At 71.2% G+C, this 17,186-nt stretch carries 15 protein-coding genes; 6 read left to right on the top strand and 9 right to left on the bottom strand.

Going from position 1 to position 17,186, the window contains the following annotated elements; translation table 11 throughout:
• Positions 1-94 precede the first annotated feature (94 nt).
• From mnhG to mbhE, 7 genes are read right to left on the bottom strand one after another with little or no spacing between them, the layout of a single operon-like run.
• Positions 95-463 (bottom strand): monovalent cation/H(+) antiporter subunit G, encoded by a 369-nt coding sequence (gene mnhG, locus ACYVD5_RS10275; RefSeq protein ID WP_461000730.1) that lies wholly within the window; start codon positions 461-463, stop codon positions 95-97.
• Positions 450-728: a monovalent cation/H+ antiporter complex subunit F gene (locus tag ACYVD5_RS10270; protein ID WP_461000729.1), complete on the bottom strand. Its 279-nt coding sequence runs from the start codon at positions 726-728 to the stop codon at positions 450-452. Before ACYVD5_RS10270 ends, mnhG begins: the two co-directional genes overlap by 14 nt.
• A complete protein-coding gene (locus tag ACYVD5_RS10265; RefSeq protein ID WP_461000728.1) occupies positions 725-1,378 on the bottom strand; it encodes a Na+/H+ antiporter subunit E in 654 nt (217 codons plus the stop codon). Before ACYVD5_RS10265 ends, ACYVD5_RS10270 begins: the two co-directional genes overlap by 4 nt.
• The gene (locus ACYVD5_RS10260; RefSeq protein ID WP_461000727.1) at positions 1,375-2,901 is read right to left on the bottom strand and encodes a Na+/H+ antiporter subunit D; all 1,527 of its coding nucleotides are present in this window, start codon (positions 2,899-2,901) and stop codon (positions 1,375-1,377) included. Before ACYVD5_RS10260 ends, ACYVD5_RS10265 begins: the two co-directional genes overlap by 4 nt.
• Positions 2,898-3,272 (bottom strand): sodium:proton antiporter, encoded by a 375-nt coding sequence (locus tag ACYVD5_RS10255; RefSeq protein WP_461000726.1) that lies wholly within the window; start codon positions 3,270-3,272, stop codon positions 2,898-2,900. Before ACYVD5_RS10255 ends, ACYVD5_RS10260 begins: the two co-directional genes overlap by 4 nt.
• Entirely contained in the window at positions 3,269-3,907 is a 639-nt protein-coding gene (locus ACYVD5_RS10250) for an MnhB domain-containing protein (protein WP_461000725.1), read from the bottom strand. The genes ACYVD5_RS10255 and ACYVD5_RS10250 overlap by 4 nt, the downstream gene beginning before the upstream one ends.
• Positions 3,894-6,470: a hydrogen gas-evolving membrane-bound hydrogenase subunit E gene (gene mbhE / locus ACYVD5_RS10245; RefSeq protein ID WP_461000724.1), complete on the bottom strand. Its 2,577-nt coding sequence runs from the start codon at positions 6,468-6,470 to the stop codon at positions 3,894-3,896. Before mbhE ends, ACYVD5_RS10250 begins: the two co-directional genes overlap by 14 nt.
• 544 nt (positions 6,471-7,014) lie before the next feature.
• On the opposite strand from mbhE, the gene ACYVD5_RS10240 reads away from it, so the two are divergent.
• From ACYVD5_RS10240 to cds1, 4 genes are all read left to right on the top strand, one after another.
• Positions 7,015-9,504 (top strand): DNA gyrase/topoisomerase IV subunit A, encoded by a 2,490-nt coding sequence (locus ACYVD5_RS10240; RefSeq protein ID WP_461000723.1) that lies wholly within the window; start codon positions 7,015-7,017, stop codon positions 9,502-9,504.
• Between the two features lie 218 nt (positions 9,505-9,722).
• On the top strand, positions 9,723-10,226 hold the full coding sequence (locus ACYVD5_RS10235) for a beta-class carbonic anhydrase (protein WP_461000722.1): 504 nt from the start codon (positions 9,723-9,725) through the stop codon (positions 10,224-10,226).
• A gap of 88 nt (positions 10,227-10,314) precedes the next feature.
• Positions 10,315-10,641: a tetratricopeptide repeat protein gene (locus ACYVD5_RS10230; RefSeq protein ID WP_461000721.1), complete on the top strand. Its 327-nt coding sequence runs from the start codon at positions 10,315-10,317 to the stop codon at positions 10,639-10,641.
• A 173-nt stretch (positions 10,642-10,814) separates the two neighbouring features.
• Entirely contained in the window at positions 10,815-11,954 is a 1,140-nt protein-coding gene (gene cds1, locus ACYVD5_RS10225) for an L-cysteine desulfhydrase Cds1 (RefSeq protein WP_461000720.1), read from the top strand.
• Positions 11,955-12,021: 67 nt separating this feature from the next.
• On the opposite strand, the gene ACYVD5_RS10220 is transcribed toward cds1, so the two are convergent.
• Complete coding sequence (locus ACYVD5_RS10220; protein WP_461000719.1) at positions 12,022-14,127, bottom strand: DNA gyrase/topoisomerase IV subunit B; 2,106 nt, start codon at positions 14,125-14,127, stop codon at positions 12,022-12,024.
• Positions 14,128-14,781: 654 nt separating this feature from the next.
• On the opposite strand from ACYVD5_RS10220, the gene ACYVD5_RS10215 reads away from it, so the two are divergent.
• Complete coding sequence (locus tag ACYVD5_RS10215) at positions 14,782-15,012, top strand: DUF7455 domain-containing protein (protein ID WP_461000718.1); 231 nt, start codon at positions 14,782-14,784, stop codon at positions 15,010-15,012.
• Positions 15,013-15,174: 162 nt separating this feature from the next.
• Here ACYVD5_RS10215 and ACYVD5_RS10210 read toward each other — a convergent pair whose 3' ends face one another.
• Positions 15,175-15,900, bottom strand: coding sequence for a GNAT family N-acetyltransferase (locus ACYVD5_RS10210; RefSeq protein ID WP_461000717.1), 726 nt, complete (start codon positions 15,898-15,900; stop codon positions 15,175-15,177).
• Positions 15,901-16,277: 377 nt separating this feature from the next.
• On the opposite strand from ACYVD5_RS10210, the gene yaaA reads away from it, so the two are divergent.
• Positions 16,278-17,075: a peroxide stress protein YaaA gene (gene yaaA, locus ACYVD5_RS10205; RefSeq protein ID WP_461000716.1), complete on the top strand. Its 798-nt coding sequence runs from the start codon at positions 16,278-16,280 to the stop codon at positions 17,073-17,075.
• Positions 17,076-17,186: the final 111 nt, after the last annotated feature.

The following is a 17,186-nucleotide window of genomic DNA, read 5'->3' as shown; positions in this document are numbered from 1 at the left end:
CGGACGCGGCGGCCGTCCACAGGCACCCGTTCCCGAATCCGTTGCCCGCGCCCGGTGCAGCGTTCCCGTTCCCTTTCCCACACCCGGACCAAGCTCAACTCCCGGTCCCGTCCTCGCCCTTCTCCCGCGAGCGGTCGACCGCGTCGGCCAGCTCGTCGGCGACCAAATGGTCGGCGCTGATCTCGCCGCGGCTGTAGGCCACGCGGCCCAGTGTCTGCGCCAGCACCGGGACCGTGAGGAACTGGAACAGCGCCGCCAGCCCCAGCCAGGCGGCCGCCCTGATGTCGTCGAGCTGGAACGCCGCCCCCGCCAGGATCAGCACCAGTCCGACCGTGTCGGGCTTGGTGGCGGCGTGCACGCGCCCCAGGAGGGTCGGGAACCGCACCAGGCCGATCGTGCCGACGAAGGCGAATAGCGCCCCCAGCGGCATCAGCACTGCGGTGGCGATATCAGCCGCGGTCATGGGCCCTCCTTTCGGCGAAGCGCGCCGCGGTCAGCGACCCGACGAAGCCGAGCAGGGCGAAGGTGATCACCAAGCCGATGTAGGCGGGGTCGCCGCGCAGCGCCACCTCGACCGCGATGAAGCTGATCAGCAGCACCGACGTGGTGTTCAGGCACACGATCCGGTCCATCACCGAGGGCCCGCGCACCAGCCGGTACATGGCCAGCAGCACGGCCCCGCCCAGCAGAACGAAGGTCGCCGCGTAGGCGTAGTCCAGGATGTTCATCGGTTCCCCTCACCGGCGTCGGCGGCACCGCCGGCGGCCGCGTTTTCGGCATCGCGCATGGACCGCTCCTCCAGCTCGAATTCCTCGATATCGGCCAAGGTGCCGAACGCGCGGACGAAGCGCTCCTCGGTGCGGCGGACCTGCCGGCGCAGGTTTCGCACCGACCGCTCGGAGTGGATCGGGGTCCCGTGGACGTACAGCACGCCCTCCTCGCGGTTCAGCTCGATGACCAGGCTTCCGGTGATCAGCGAAAGCCCCGCGGTGGTCAGCGCCAGCAGCAGGTCGGAGTCGGTGCGCATGGGCACCGCGACGATCACCCCGCGCATGCGCTCGGGCCGCCACACCGCGTGGATCGCGACGCGCACACTCGAGGTGACCAGGTCGACGGCGATGCGCCCGACCAGCAGCAGCACGTGCAGGGGCCGGAAGCTGAGCCGCACGGGCAGGTGCGGCAGCTTCGCCACCGCGTAGCAGCCCGACGCCACGCAGGCCCCCGCCACCACCGTTCCGGGACTGGGGTCGCCCCACAGGATCACCCACATCGCGGTCAGCCACACCACGGTGGCCATGCGTCCCAGCAGCCGCTGCGGCAGGCTGCGTGCCGATGCCGCGCCGGTGCCGGGATCCGGTGCCGCGGGGCCTGTGCTCATCGCGCGTCCTCCCCCAGCACGGCCTCGATGTAGGACGTACCGTTCATCAGGTCGTGCGCGGCGACGAAAGCGAGCTCCGAGAGCGGTCCGGCCGCTGCGGCCACCACCAGCCCGAGAGCGACCATCACCCCGGTCGTCCACGCCATCACCCGCAGGCCGCCCAGGTGGGCGCCGCTCTTGAGCCGCGCGCGGGCCTCGACCATGTCGGGCATCGGAGTGCCCCAGAAGCCGCGCACCCATACGCGGAAGATCGCCACGATCGTCAGCAGGCTGGTGGCGACCCCGGCGCCGATGGCGGTGTAGACGAGCCAGCCGCCGGCGCCCACCCCGGCCTGGAACAGGGCGACCTTTGCCATGAACCCGGACATCGGCGGCAGGCCGGCCAGGCTCATGGCGGGCAGGAAGAAGAACACCGACAGCAGCGGCGAAACCGTGGTCACCCCGCGCATGGCCCGCAGCGAACTGTGCCCGGCGTACTGCCGGATCAGCCCGTTGACCAGGAACAGGTTGGCCTGGACCACGATGTGGTGCACCAGGTAGATCACCACACCGGCCATGCCGGCCACCGAGTGCAGGCCCAACCCGAAGATCATGTACCCGATGTGGCTGACCAGCGCGAAGGACATCAGCCGGTTGATGTCGTCCTGCACCAGCGCGCCGAGAATGCCCACGATCATGGTCGCGATCGCGACGCACAGCAGCACCGCCGAGATGTCATCGCGCCCGAAGAGCAGGGTCTGGCTGCGGATGATCGCATAGACCGCGACCTTGGTGAGCAGGGCGGCGAAGATTGCCGAGATGCGGGTGATGGCCACCGGGTAGCTGTCGGGCAGCCAGAAGTGCATCGGCACCAGCGCGGCCTTGATGCCGAACACCACCAGGAACAGCAGCGCCAGCACCATCCGCAGCTCCGGCGGGGCGCCGCCCAGCTTCACCGCGATGTCGGCGAGGTTGACCGTGCCGGTCAGCCCGTAGACCAGCGCGATCCCGGTCAGGAACAGGATCGAGGAGGTCAGGCTGACCACGGTGTAGATCATGCTGGCCCGCACCCGCGCCCGGGTGGGCGCCTGGGTGATGAGCGCGTAGCTGGCCGTCAGCATGATCTCGAAGCCGACGAAGAGGTTGAACAGGTCGCCGGCCAGGAAGCTCAGGCACACCCCGGCGGTCAGCACCAGGTAGATGGGATGGAACACCTGCGGCATGGCGCGGCTGAGCCCGGCCATGTCCTGGCCAATGGCGTAGAGCTGCACCACCAGCAGCACCACCGCCGACACCGCCAGCAGCAGCCCCGACAGCGGGTCGGCGACGATGGTGATTCCCAGCGGCGCCTCCCAACCGCCGGCCTGGCTGGTCAGCACGGTGCCCTCGGCGGTGCTGCGCAGCAGCAGCGCGGTCGCCACGACCACCGAGACCAGCGCGGCCACGGCCACCCACTGCTGAAGGCGGGGGGTGCGCCGCAGCAGCAGGCTGGCGGCAGCGCCCAGCAGCGGGACCACCACCGGTACGGCCAGCAGCACGTTCACGAGGAGTCCTCCGGCTCCGAGAGCCGCCCGATGCGGCGGTCCTCCAGGTCGGCGGGCACCTCGTCGTTGGCATCGCCCAACCACACCCGGTAGGCCAGCGCGAGCAGGAAGGTGGTCACGCCGAAGGTGATCACGATCGCGGTCAGCGCCATGGCTTGGGGCAGCGGATCGGAGATGGCGCCGTCCTTACCGGTCAGCAGCGGCGGCAGGGTGATCGCCCGGTCGGTGAGCATCAGCGAGAGGTTGGCGGCGTGGCCCAGCACGACGATGCCGAAGACCACCCGCATCAGGGAGCGTTGGAGCAGCAGGTAGAAGCCGCTGGAGTAGAGGACGGCCACGGCCACGATGAGGATGAATCCGGGCGCGCTCATCGGGTGCCTCCCCCCGCAGTGCCTGCGCCCGCGCCTTCGCGGCGGCCGCGGGCCTCCTCTTCCTCGGCCTCCATACGCGCCCCCAAGGCGGCGACGACGGAGAGCACCAGACCGACGACGATGAGGAACACCCCCGATTCGAATAGCAGGTAGCTGGCGAACTTGACCTTGCCGAAGAGCGGCAGGTGCGCGGTAAAGCTGTGGACCTCCAGGACCGGGTGGCCCAGCAGCAGCGGCGCGGCGGCCGTGCCGCAGGCCAGCAGCAGCCCCAGGGCGAGCAGGGTGTTGGGGAACATGGGCATGCCCGCCCGCAGTTCGTGCCGGCCGCCGGCGATGTAACGCAGCACGTAGGCCATGCTGGCCACCAGCCCGCCGGCGAACCCGCCCCCGGGACGGTCGTGCCCGGAGACCAGCAGGAACACCGCGAACGTGAGGATGGCGGGGGTGAGCAGCCGGGCGGCGACCTCCAGCAGCACCGAACGCGGCCCGAAGGCGGGCCGCACTCCGGTGCTCAGCCAGCGCTCGCGGGGCGCCTCCCAGTCCTCGGGCGGAGCGCCGCTGCGGTCGGCCCGGCCCCACTCGCCGTCGGCGCGCCCGGGGCTGGGTTCGGGGCGGACCGGTTCATCGTCGGTCATCGTCGCTCCCCTCGTCGTCGGCCGCCGGGGCGGTTCCCGTGCCCGGTTCCGCGCTCGTGCCTGCGTCCGTACCTGTGCCAGTGCCCGCGTCCGTGTCCGCGGAGCGGCGCCGCAGCGCCAGCGCGCCGGTGCCTGCGGATTCGGACTCCTGCCCGCCGCCCGCACCCCCGGATGGGGCCGGGCCGGTCTCGTTCTCGGTCTCGGCGGCGGGTTCGTCGACGACCCGGTCGCGCCGGTTCAGCAGGACCAGCGAGGCCACCGCGACCGCCGCCGTGGCCAGCACCGCGACCTCGCCGAAGGTGTCGAGCGCGCGGAAGTCGGCGAGGATCACGTTGACGAGGTTCGCGCCGCCCGCCTCCTTGGCCAGGTCCGCATAACCCGTGGAGACGGGCCCGTCGGTGCGCGCCGCGGTCATCAGCCACAGCGCGAGCGCGATGAACGTGCCCGCCGCCGCGCACAGCAGCACGGTCAGCCGTTTGGCCCAGCCGCCGGGCCGCACGCTGAACGTCGAGGGCAGCCGCCGCAGCACGAACACGAGGATGATCGTGGTGAGGGTTTCGACCAGCACCAGGGTGAGTGCCAGGTCGGGTGCGCCGTGCAGCACGAAAAGTCCGGCGATGCCGAACCCGAGCACGCTGAGCAGGATCAGCGCCGGGAAACGCCGGTGCTCGCGCACCGTGGCCACGGCCGTGATGACAATGACCGCCGCCACCAGCAGCTCCAACGGGCTGTCCCAGAGCCGCAGCCCTTCATCGGGACCGGGGATGGCGATCCCGCCGGTGATCAGCCCGGCCACCAGCCGCGATCCGGGAAGCACCAGCAGCGCGGCCAGGATGATGCCCAAATACACCGGCAGCGAGCCGCTCTGCGTGCGGCGGGTGACGCTCAGCGCGATGCTGTAGATGCCGTGGATGAACAGGTGGTAGCCGTACTCGGCGTCGGGCCAGCGCGGCATGGCGTTCTGCAGGCGGCCCACGGCCCGGCGCTTGGCGAACAGCAGCACGCCCGCGGCCACCACCCCGGCGGTCAGCAGCAGCGGCGGTGTCAGCCCGTGCCACAGCGCCAGGTGGTAGGGCTTTTCGCCGGCCGGTAGCGCGTGGGCGTAGCCCTGGGCAAGGGTGTCGGTGAGTCCCGGGACCACGCCCAGGACCAGGCTGATGGCCGACAGCGCCACGGGTGCGGCGATGAATGCGGCCGATGGCGCCTCGAAGCGCCGCTCGGAGACGGTGGGGCGGTCGGCGAAGGCTCCCCAGAGGAACCGTGCGCTGTAGGCGAAGGTGAGCACCGAGCCCGCCACGAGCCCGGCCAGCTCCACCGCCGAGGCCGCCGGCGGGGGTTGCGGCGCTGCGCCCGGCACGAACGCCTCCAATGCCGCCTCCTTGGCGGCGAAGCCGATCAGCGGCGGCAGCCCGGCCATCGACGCGGCCGACAGCCCCGCCGCAGCGGCCAGCACCGGCATGCGCCGACCCAGCCCGCTCAGGCGGCTGATGCCGCGGGTGCCGGTCTGGTGGTCGATGATCCCGACGGTGAGGAACAGCGCCGACTTGAACAGGCCGTGCGCCAGCAGCGCGCCGACCAGGGCGGTGCCGGCCACCTGGGTGCCGGCTCCCCCGAGCAGGGTGAGGAAGCCGAGCTGACTGACGGTGCCGTAGGCCAGCAGCAGTTTCAGGTCGTCCTGGCGCAGCGCCCGCCACCCGCCCACGATCATGGTGGCCAGGCCGATGCCGAGCACCAGCACCTGCCAGACTCCGGCGTCGGCGAACCCGGGGGCCAGGCGGGCGACCAGGTAGACACCGCCTTTGACCATCGCCGCCGCGTGCAGGTAGGCGCTGACCGGGGTGGGGGCGATCATCGCGCCCGGCAGCCAGAAATGCATCGGCACCTGGGCCGACTTGGCGAAGGCGCCCACCAGGATGAGCACCAGCGCAGCGGTCAGCCACGGCCCGCCCTCGGGCGGGTCGGCCACCAGCGACGAGATGCTGTAGTCGCCCGCGGCCCAGCCCAGCATGATGAACCCGATGAGCATCAGCAGCCCGGTGCCCGCCGTGGTGACCAGCGCCTGGGTGGCCGCGCGCCGCGCCTGCTCCTTGCGGTCGTCGTGGCCCACCAGCAGGAATGAGGTGATCGAGGTCAGTTCCCAGAAGACGTACAGCGCGAAGAGGTTGTCGGTGGTGACCACGCCGAGCATGGAGCCGGCGAACAGGGTCAGGATCGCGGCCAGCCTGCCCAGGTGGCGCTCGTCGGAGTGGAAGTAGACGGCGCAGTAGCCGAAGATGACCGCGCCCACACCGCTGACGAGTAGGATCATGGCCAGCGCGAGCGCGTCGATACGGAACGCGAAGGCGATACCGAGCGCGGGCGCCCAGGCCACGGCCGCCTGCACCGGCGTGCCGGCGAGGATTCCGGGGGCGTGGGCGATCGCCCATACCGCCGCCGACACCGGCGCCAGCCCGGCGAGCAGGAAGATGCGGGCGCCGAGCCGACCGGCGAGCGGCGGCAGCACCACCGCAGCGGCGGCGTGCAGCACGAGGATGGCAGGCAGCAGCATTGGCACGTCGTTCATCGTCGGTCGGACCGGCGGGGGCGGCCCGCTGCAGGGCGGCGGGCGTGCGGTGCCGGCGGAGCGTGCGTGATGGGCGGGGTCGCAAGGGCTGTCGGGGTTTTCGGCGGCTCTGGAGCACGGCGAACGGTCTGGGCGATCGGGGACGCACGGGACCGGCCGGGCCTTCCACAGGTTAGCCGCGGCCGCTGTCCACACCTTGACTGCCCTGTTAACGGGTGTATCATCCGCCGCCTCCGCTCGCCCGCACCGGCCCCGTACTCTGCGTAATGCACCGCCGCCACCTGGGCAGACGCCAAGCGCTCTGCGACACCTCCTGCTCATCTTCCCGATCCCGGCGTGGTCCTTCTCACGCGCGGGCGGCCGGAGCCACCGACACCGGAACCCCCGCCGTCACGCACCGTGAGCATCGTCGCGACCACACGGCGCTTCAAACCCGCGCCCGATCCAAATTACCGGCATTTTGACGGAATCCTAACGCGGCGCGACCGGCCGGGGCGAGGGTCCTGGTTCGCGATGGTCTGCGCGGCGGGCCAGAATTACCGGCATGGCCCGTACTACCTCTCCACCGCCCGAGGACCTCGCTGAGAAGATCATCGACATCGACGTGTCCGAGGAGATGCGCGGCAGCTACCTGGAGTACGCGTACTCGGTGATCTACCAGCGCGCCCTTCCGGACGCCCGCGACGGGATGAAGCCCGTCCAGCGCCGCATCCTCTACCAGATGAACGAGATGGGGCTGCGCCCCGACCGCGCCCACGTCAAGTGCGCCCGCGTGGTCGGCGAGGTGATGGGCAAGCTGCACCCGCACGGCGATTCGGCTATCTACGACGCAATGGTGCGGATGAGCCAGTCCTTCGCGATGCGGGTGCCGCTCGTTGACGGGCACGGCAACTTCGGCTCGCTGGGCGGCGACGACGCCCCGGCCGCCATGCGCTACACCGAAGCCCGCCTGGGCAGCGCCGCTCAGCTTCTGGTGACCTCCCTCGACGAGGATGTCGTCGACTTCCACCCCAACTACGACGGTCAAGAGAACGAACCGGAGGTACTCCCCGCCGCTTTCCCCAATCTGCTGGTCAACGGCACCTCGGGCATCGCCGTTGGCATGGCCACCAACATGGTCCCCCACAACCTCGGCGAGGTCGTCGCGGCGGCCCGCCACCTCATCGCCCACCCCGACGCCACACTGGACGACCTTCTCGGCTTCGTGCCGGGCCCCGACCTGCCCACCGGCGGCACCATCGTCGGGCTCGACGGCATCCGCGACGCCTACCGCAAGGGCCGCGGCACCTTCCGCACGCGGGCGACCGTCAGCGTCGAGAAGGTCACGCCCCGCCGCACCGGCCTGGTCATCACCGAACTCCCCTACGGTGTCGGCCCGGAGAAGGTCGTCAGCCGCGTCAAGGAACTGGTGCAGAGCAAGCGGCTGCAGGGCATCAGCGACCTGAAGGACCTCACCGACCGCAACCAGGGCCTGCGCCTGGTCATCGAGCTGAAGAACGGCTTCAACCCCGAAGCCGTGCTGGAGGAGCTCTACCGGCTCACGCCGATGGAGGAGAGCTTCGGCATCAACAACGTGGCGCTGGTCGAAGGCCAGCCGCGCACACTGGGCCTGCGCGACCTGCTCCAGGTGTTCGTCGACCACCGCCTCGACGTGGTCCGCCGCCGCTGCGAGTACCGCCGCGCCAAGCGCGAGGAGCGGCTGCACCTGGTCGCGGGCCTGCTGGTGGCGCTGCTCAACATCGACGAGGTCATCGCGCTCATCCGCGACTCCGAGGACACCGCCCAGGCCCGCCAGCGGCTGATGACCACGTTCGAGCTGTCCGATACACAGGCGCGCTACATCCTCGACACCCCGCTGCGCCGGCTGACCAAGTACGACCGGCTGGAGCTGGAGACCGAGCGCGACCAGCTCACCAAGGACATCGAGGAACTGACCGCCATCCTGGAGTCCGACACCAAGCTGCGCCGCCTGGTCTCCAAGGAGCTCGGCGACGTCGCCAAGGAGTACGCCACCCCGCGGCGCACCGTGCTGCGCGAAAGCTCGGGCGAGACCCGCAACGCCTCCATCCCCCTGGAAATGGCCGACCAGCCCTGCCACGTGCTGCTCAGCGCGACCGGGTTGCTGGGCCGCAGCGCAGGCCCGCAGGTACCGCCGGTACACGAAGGGTTGCGCACCCAGCACGACGCCACCGCGGTCTCGGTACCGGCCACTTCCCGTGCCGACATCGCCGTGGTCACCGACTTCGGCCGGGCGATCCGGGTGCCGGTGGTGGAGCTGCCCGAACTGCCCGACGACGCCACCGACTCCCCACCGCAAGCCCACGGCCTGCCCATAACGGAGTTCGTCTCTTTGGAGGAGGGCGAGCATGCGGTGTCGGTGGCCACCCTGGACGACGACGGCCCCGGAATCGCGGTCGGTACCGCCCAGGGCGTGGTCAAACGGGTGACCTCGGAGTCTCCGGCCAACAAGGACGACTTCGAGATCATCAACCTGCGCGAAGGCGACCGGGTCATCGGCGCCTCGCAGCTGACCACCGGCGAGGAGGACCTCGTCTTCGTCACCTCCGAGGCGCAGCTGCTGCGCTTCAGCGCCGATACCGTCCGCCCGCAGGGCCGCCCCGCCGGCGGCGTGACCGGTGTGCGGCTGCCCGAGGGCGCTTCGGCACTGTGGTTCGGCGCGGTCTCGCTGCCCGAGGACACCGTGGTCCTCACCGTCGCCGGGAGCTCCACCGAGGAGCTGCCCGGAATCGGGGCCGGTTCGGCCAAGGTCACCCCATTCGAGGCGTTCCCCACCAAGGGCAGAGCCACCGGCGGGGTGCGCTGCCAGCGGTTCCTCAAGGGCGAGGACCAGCTCATCCTGGCCTGGGTCGGCCGGGCGCCGGCCCGCGCCAGCAAGGCCGACGGCGGTCCGATCCGGCTGCCCGACCTCGACGAGCGCCGCGACGGCTCCGGCGAGCCGATGCCGCGCACCATCGCCGTGATCGGCACCGGCCGCACCGACACCGGAGTCGCCACGGCCGCCGGCACCACCTGAGCCGGGTGCGCGGCGGTACCCGGTCCCCCGGGAGCCGCCGAGCGCCTGGCCGAGACCCCTGCAGGGCCGCCGGTTCCCGGTGGCCCGCACCGACCGACGCGGTCCTGCGGACCCGCCGCCGCGCCAGTGCGGCGGCGGGGTTCCCGCCGCGACCACCGCTGCCCTGCAAAGCGGGCGGGTGCGCCCGCCCGCGCGGGCCGAGCCTTCGGGAGTACCGAATGAACAGCGCATTCGACGACCTCTACGCCGCCAATGCCGACTACACCGCCGGATTCCAACTGGCCGGCCTGGCCCCGGTCGCCGCCCGCGGGCTGGCGCTGGTGACCTGCATGGACTCCAGGATCGAGCCGCTGGACGCGCTGGGCCTCAAGCCCGGCGACGCCAAGATCCTGCGCAACGCCGGCGCCCGTGTCACCGAGGACACGCTGCGCACGCTCGTCCTGGCCGTCTACCTGCTGGAGGTCGACCGGGTGCTGGTCCTGCCGCACACACGGTGCAAGATGGCGTCGGTCTCCGGCGACGACGAGGTGCACGCGCTGATCGAGCGGCAACACGGCATCGACACCCGCAGCCTGGAGTTCCGCACCGACTCCGACCAGCTCGGCGCGCTGGCCCACGACCTGGAGCGCATCCGCCACCACCCGCTGCTGCCGCGGGACCTGCCGGTGGCCGGCGCCGTCTACGACGTCGACACCGGCCGCGTGGAGCCCGCCGACGTGTGAGCCGCGGGGCGATCGGGAAACGGGCAACGAGGGACGGGAATAGCACGTTCCGCTTCCGGGTTGTGCAGCCCGACGAAGGGAGTGCCCTGTGCAGGAGACCACCTACGAGACCTTCAGCCGCGGCAAACTGTACTTCGACCTGGGCGACTACATCGAGGCCGCCCGCATCCTGAAACCCATCGCCGAGGACGAACCCGGCAGCAGGTCCATCCTGGAGCTGCTGGGCCGCGCCTACTTCCACTCGGCACAGCTCGTCAAGGCCGAGCACACCTTCCGCAGGATCATCGAGCTCGACCCCTGCGACAGCTGGGCCCACATCGCCCTCGCACGCTCCCTTGAGCGCCAGAGCCGCGCCGACGAAGCCGCGCCCTACCGGCGGATGCACTCGGCCATGTCCGGCGGCTCGCTGGACTGACCGGGCCATTGCCGGGCCCCCGACCCGGCCGGCGGGGCGGGCGGGCACACGCTCCCGCCCGCCCCGCCCGCGCCGGCCGGCTCGCACCACCGCCCGCCTTGAGGTGAGCGCACCGGTGCGCACGCCTCCGGCCGCTGCGCGACCGGCGGGAACCCGGCCGATAAGGTCGGCGCATGACCACCCCATCCGCCGGCTCCAACGGTCCCGAAGGACGCGACCCCTGCGTGGAGCGTTCCTCCGCCCGCACCCGCGCCTGGGTGGACGAGGCGATCCGCCGAGTGGTGGCCGATGCCAACCGCTCGGCCGACACGCACCTGCACGTCTTCCCGCTGCCGCCCGAGTGGGGCATCGACCTGTATCTCAAGGACGAATCGGTCCACCCCACCGGTAGCCTCAAGCACCGGCTCGCCCGGTCGCTGTTCCTCTACGCCCTGGCCAACGGGTGGATCGGCGAGGGCACCACCATCGTCGAGGCCAGTTCGGGCTCCACAGCGGTCTCCGAAGCCTATTTCGCCCGGCTCATCGGGCTGGACTTCGTCACGGTCGTGCCGCGCAGGACCAGCCCGGAGAAGATCTCCCTCATCGAGCGCTACGGCGGCAACTGCCACTACGTGGACGTGCCCGCCGAGATGTACCCCGAGGCCGAGCGGCTGGCCGCTGAGTCCGGCGGGCACTACATGGACCAGTTCACCTACGCCGAACGCGCCACCGACTGGCGCGGCAACAACAACATCGCCGAGTCGGTCTTCGAGCAGTTGGCCATGGAACGCCATCCGGTGCCGGAATGGATCGTCGTGGGCGCGGGCACCGGCGGCACCTCGGCCACCATCGGGCGCTACCTGCGCTACCGCAGGCACCATACCCGCCTGGCGGTGGTCGATCCGGAGAACTCGGCGTTCTTCCCGGGCTGGGTCACCGGAGCCGCCGACTATTCCACCGGCATGCCCTCACGGATCGAGGGCATCGGCCGGCCGCGGATGGAGCCCAGCTTCGTGCCCTCGGTCATCGACCTGATGGTGCCGGTGCCCGACGCCGCCAGCATCGCGGCGATGCGCCACCTCAACGAGGTCACCGGGTTGAGCGCGGGCGGGTCGACCGGCACCAACATGTGGGGCGTGTGGCATCTGATCGCGCGCATGCTGGACGAGGGCCGCCGCGGCAGTGTGGTCACGCTGATCTGCGATGGCGGCGAACGCTACCGGCACAGCTACTACGACGACGAGTGGGTGGCCGCCGCCGGCATGGACCCGGCGCCCTACACGGCGGCGGTGGAGCGGTTCCTGGCCCAGGGCCGGTGGCTGCCGCCCACGTGAGCCCGCAGGGGCCCGCGCGGGGGCGCCGGCGCGCAGTGCGCCGCACCGGCCCGCGCGGGCCCCGCGATCAGGTGTCGATGCGGCTGAGGTCGAGTTCCTGGGCCCCCTGCGAGATGAACTCGCGCCGCGGCGCGACCTCGTTGCCCATGAGCAGGTCGAACACCTTCGCGGCTTCCTCGGCGTGCTCGACGCGGATGCGGCGCAGCGTGCGGTGGCGGGGGTCCATGGTGGTCTCGGCGAGCTGGTCGGCGTCCATCTCACCAAGGCCCTTGTAGCGCTGCACCGGCTCCTTCCAGCTGAGCCCCTTCTTTTCGAGTTCGAGCAGCTGCCGCTGGAGCTCGGCGTCGGTGTAGGTGTAGATGTAGCGGTCCTCGGGCTTGGCGCCGCGCTTCTTGCGGACGTTGGTCAGCTCGATGCGGTGCAGCGGCGGCACCGCGGCATACACCCGGCCGGCGTCCAGCAGCGGGCGCATGTAGCGGTAGAACAGGGTCAGCAGCAGGCAGCGGATGTGCGCGCCGTCGACATCGGCGTCGGCCATGAGGATGACCCGCCCGTAGCGGGCGGCGTCCAGGTCGAACGTGCGACCGGATCCGGCGCCGATGACCTGCAGGATCGCAGCGCACTCGGCGTTTTTCAGCATGTCCGATACCGAGGACTTCTGCACGTTGAGGATCTTGCCCCGGATGGGCAGCAGCGCCTGGAACTCGGAGTCGCGGGCCAGTTTGGCCGTGCCCAGCGCGGAGTCGCCCTCGACGATGAACAGTTCGCTGCGGTCGAGGCCCTCGCTGCGGCAGTCGACGAGCTTGGCCGGCAGCGCGGAGCTTTCGAGCGCGTTCTTGCGCCGCTGGGTCTCGCGCTGCTGGCGCGCGGCGAGGCGGGCCTTGGCGGCGTTGACCACCTTGTCCAGCACCGCGCGGGCCTGCTGTTTCTCGCCGCGGCGGGTGGAGGCCAGGAACGTGCGCAGCTCCTTGCCGACGACCTGGGAGACGATGCGCGACGCCGCGGAGGTGCCCAGGATCTCCTTGGTCTGCCCCTCGAACTGCGGCTCGGGCAGCCGCACGGTGATGACCGCGGTCAGCCCTTCGAGAGCGTCCTCCTTGGTGATCGGGTCGTCCTTGTCCTTGAGCAGTTTGCTGGCGCGCAGTTGGTCGTTGACCACGCGCACCAGCGCCCGCTCGAAGCCGGCGATGTGCGTGCCGCCCTTGGGGGTGGCGATGACGTTGACGAAGGAGCGCGCCGTTGTGTCGTAACCGGTGCCCCAGCGCAGCGCGATGTCGACCTCAAGGGTGCGGTCGACCTCGGTGGGGGTCATGTGCCCTTGGTCGTCGAGGACGGGGACGGTCTCGGTGAAGTTGCCCGTCCCCTGGATGCGCAGCACGTCGTTGACCGCTTCGTCGGGGGCGAGGTAGGTGCAGAACTCGCCGATCCCGCCGTCGAAGCGGAACTCCTCCTCGAACGTGCCCTCGTCGGGGAAGCGTTCGTCGCGCATGGCGATGGCCAGCCCGGGGATGAGGAACGCGGTCTGGCGGGCGCGGTCGAGCAGCGAATCGCGGGTGATGTCGGCGTCCTTCAGGAAGATCTGGCGGTCGGGCCAGAACCTGATGCGGGTGCCGGTGACCTTCTTGGCCACCCGGCGGACCTCCTCGACACCGGAGCCGGGCGTGAACGCTGCGTCGGGGCCTTCGCCGTCGAAGGTCCCGGGGATGCCGCGGCGGAAGCTCATCGCGTGGGTGCGGCCCTCGCGGTCGACCTCGACGTCCAGGCGGCCGGAAAGGGCGTTGACCACCGAGGCGCCCACGCCGTGCAGGCCGCCGGAGGCGGTGTAGGAACCCGAGCCGAACTTGCCGCCCGCGTGCAGTTTGGTCATGACAAGTTCGACACCTGAGAGCCCGGAGCGGGGTTCGGCGTCGACGGGGATGCCGCGGCCGTTGTCGCGGACCTCGACGGAGCCGTCGCCGTGCAGCACGACGTCGATGCGGGTGCAGTGGCCGCCCAGCGCTTCGTCGACGGAGTTGTCGATGATCTCCCACATGCAGTGGGTGAGGCCGCGGCTGTCCGTGGACCCGATGTACATACCGGGGCGCTTACGGACCGCCTCAAGGCCTTCCAGGACCGAAAGATGCCGCGCGGAGTAGTCCTCGGGCTCGTCGACGGCTGCGGTAAGGGCGGTCACGTGGGGTTCTCCTGCGTTCGACGGACAGGGCCGGCGCACTGATCGGGGCGGGGTGCGTGCGCTGGACGTGGGCGGACAGGGGCAGGTGCTGCTGCGGCCAGCTTGACGCACCGGTGTGACAGGAACGTGACACCATTGCACACCCCGTGGGCCGGCCCCGGGTCGGCGGGGCGACCCGAGCGCCGCGGGCGGCATTCGAGCGGATCCGGGCCATGGCGCGGCGAAGGCGCCGGTGGCGTGCGGTTCACCGAAGCGCAGCGGCGCGGTCGCCTGATCATCACGTGCACACCACGCGTGAGATTACCACCTCGGATTCGGCGGCCCTCGCCGCATCACCGGCGTTCGGGGGCCTTTCGGGCACTCCACGGCATCACCGGCGCCCCATTGACCGCATCCGCTCCCTCCCGAACCCGGTTCGCGGCCCGGTGCAGCGGACCGGGACCGGGTACGAGTAGGGTGAGGCCCATCACCATCGACCACCGTGCGAGGACCTCCTGAACGGCAGTAACCGGCCGGAAAGCCCCAGAATCCCCCGCCAGTCGGGGCTGGATACGGCCGATTCCGCTGTTGGCGTACAGAGGGGCTGGTTGGGAAGCTCTCGGGCCGGTTAGATGTTGTGCAGAGTGACTAGCGCCGAGTATTGAGGAAGGCGAAGTGACTGGAACCCTTGCCCCCACCCAGCCGCTGACGGCTGCTGACCGTTGCGACCGTTGTGGTGCGCAGGCGTACGTCCGAGTAGTTCTCAACTCCGGTGGCGAACTGCTGTTCTGCGCGCATCACATGCGTGAGCATGACGATTCGATTCGCAAGATCGCCTCGGAGATCCAGGACGAGACCAGCCGGCTGCAAGAGTCCCCGGCCGCGTCCGCCGAGGATGAGCGCTAGTTCATAGCGAATAGCGTGCGGCGGCGGTCCTCCCCGAGGGCCGCCGCCGGTTTTTGTTCCGGGCGCCGCATCGCGGTCCGGCCGCTCCGGCGGCGCGGCCCGCTGTGCGGTGTCGCCCGCAGACTCCCGCAGGTTGCCCGCAGCCGGTACCAACGGCTCCTGCTAACCGCGTATTTCCGGCGCCACCCGGTAGCGATAGGCGCATTCGACCGCGAAACCCGCCCGCTCATAGACCCGCAGGGCCGCTGCGTTGTCCTCCTGCACCAGCAGGTAGGCGCGCTCGGCGCCCTTGGCGCGAGCCCATTCCAGCAGCGTCTCCAACACCGCGCCGGCGAACCCGCGGCCGCGCTCGGCGGTGCGGGTGACCATGGCGTAGACCCCCGCCCACTCTCCGTTCAGCACCACGCACCCGCGGGCGGCGCCCGCGGGTGCCAGGCCGTAGCCGACGGCCGGTGCCCGGTCCAGGATGCGGTGCAGCGCCGGGACACGCTCCGGCGGCTGGCCGGCTTCGGCCCACAGCGCCCGCCACGCGGCATCGGGCGACGGCACAACACCCATGCCGCCGGTGTCCGCGGCCGGCGGGTGTTCGCCCAGGTCGCGCACCATCACCTGCGCGGCGCGCTCCACGCTGTAGCCGAGCCGGGCCAGGCGCTCATCGGCCTCTTCGTCGCCGGGCCAGATCTGTACGCAGGGCGCGAGCCCGCGTTCGCGGTAGAACCTTTCGACGACCTCGGTGGGAGCCCCCGGCTCCAGGCACACCGCGGAGTTCGCCCGCCGGGTCACCCCTTCGCTGTAGGACAGCCGCCAACCCGAACGGGTCTCGGTTTCGGCTGCCGGCCAATCCGCCGCCACCCGCTGTGCCCACCACGCTCCCGACCGCACCTGCACCGCGCCCTCCCGATGTTGCGCTGCTGTTTCCGTGACCGCCGCGCCGCGGCCTCCGCCCGGTGCCTCCGTGCTCCCGAGGCGGCAAGCGCCCAACCTATTGTCCGGGATATCCCGGCCGGGAAGTGCCCGGCGGGAAGTACCGGGGGCATCGGAATACCGGCGCCGCCCCCATTCCGGACCCCCGTGCCGGCTTTCGGACGCGCGCCTCGGCGCAGGTCGGGCCGGTGTGCGCAGGGCGGCCCGGCGGAGTCCTATCCTTGGGAGCCGCGGCGGCTGCGGGGCGGCCCCCTCGCCGCGGGCCGCACCCTCCCGTCCTGCGCCGGTCGTGCGCACTGCGTACCGCGCCGTTATGCATCCTCCAGTTGGAAAGATTCCGCATGCTCATCCTGCTGCCGCCTTCCGAGGGCAAGGCCCTGTCCGGCGACGGCCCACCGGTCTCCATGCCGGAGCTGGCGCTGCCCGAGGTCGCCGAGGCGCGGGAGGCGGTGCTGGAGCGGCTGCAGGAGCTGTGCCGCGGCCCCGAAGAGGCGGCCCGGGAAATATTGGAGCTCTCCGCCGCCCAGGGCGAAGCCGTGCGGCGCAACCGGGCGCTCGGCCGGGCGTCCACGCTGCGCGCGGCCGACCTCTACACCGGTGTGCTCTACGACCGGTTGGCGCTGCCGGCCCTGCTGGATTCCGCGGCGGCCGACCGCACTGCCCGATCCGTGCTGATCTTTTCCGGGCTCTGGGGCGTGCTCGCCCCCGGCGACCGGGTACCGCCCTACCGGCTGTCGATGGGTGTGCGGCTGCCCGGGATCGGCGCGCTGGGGCGGTTCTGGCGTGCGCAGCTCAGCGACCTGCTGGACAAACGGGCCGAGGGCCGACTGATCATCGACTGCCGCTCATCGGTGTATGCGGCGGCGTGGCGGCCCGGCGGCGACACCGCCCAGCGCACGGTGTCGGTGCGGGTGCTACGCGAAACCGGCACGGGAGCCGCGGCCAAACGCAGTGTCGTCAGCCACATGGCAAAGGCGGCGCGCGGCACCATCGCACACAGCCTGCTGGCCGAAGGGGTGGACCCGCAGACCCCCGCTGAGGTCGCGGCGGCGCTGAACGACTTCGGCTACACCGCCGAATTGAGCGGTCCCGCCGGCCGCAGCCGCTCGTGGACGCTGGATGTGGTCGAGCGGGCGTAGGCCGCCCGCCGCGGTCGGCCGCAACGGCAGCGCACCGACCCGTCCGCCCATTGCATAACGAACAGGTCTCGACGCTTTATCTCCGCCATACACGGTACTCGGCATGATTAC

It is taken from the genome of Streptomonospora sediminis (genome assembly GCF_054778995.1).
This window is presented reverse-complemented; position numbering and strand designations above follow the sequence as displayed.

Bases quoted from the DNA above. Each gene is read 5' to 3' on its own strand.
- mnhG (WP_461000730.1), bottom strand. From the start codon at position 463: ATGACCGCGGCTGATATCGCCACCGCAGTGCTGATGCCGCTGGGGGCG.
- ACYVD5_RS10270 (WP_461000729.1), bottom strand. From the start codon at position 728: ATGAACATCCTGGACTACGCCTACGCGGCGACCTTCGTTCTGCTGGGC.
- ACYVD5_RS10265 (WP_461000728.1), bottom strand. From the start codon at position 1,378: ATGAGCACAGGCCCCGCGGCACCGGATCCCGGCACCGGCGCGGCATCG.
- ACYVD5_RS10255 (WP_461000726.1), bottom strand. From the start codon at position 3,272: ATGAGCGCGCCCGGATTCATCCTCATCGTGGCCGTGGCCGTCCTCTAC.
- ACYVD5_RS10250 (WP_461000725.1), bottom strand. From the start codon at position 3,907: ATGACCGACGATGAACCGGTCCGCCCCGAACCCAGCCCCGGGCGCGCC.
- mbhE (WP_461000724.1), bottom strand. From the start codon at position 6,470: ATGAACGACGTGCCAATGCTGCTGCCTGCCATCCTCGTGCTGCACGCC.
- ACYVD5_RS10240 (WP_461000723.1), top strand. From the start codon at position 7,015: ATGGCCCGTACTACCTCTCCACCGCCCGAGGACCTCGCTGAGAAGATC.
- ACYVD5_RS10235 (WP_461000722.1), top strand. From the start codon at position 9,723: ATGAACAGCGCATTCGACGACCTCTACGCCGCCAATGCCGACTACACC.
- cds1 (WP_461000720.1), top strand. From the start codon at position 10,815: ATGACCACCCCATCCGCCGGCTCCAACGGTCCCGAAGGACGCGACCCC.
- yaaA (WP_461000716.1), top strand. From the start codon at position 16,278: ATGCTCATCCTGCTGCCGCCTTCCGAGGGCAAGGCCCTGTCCGGCGAC.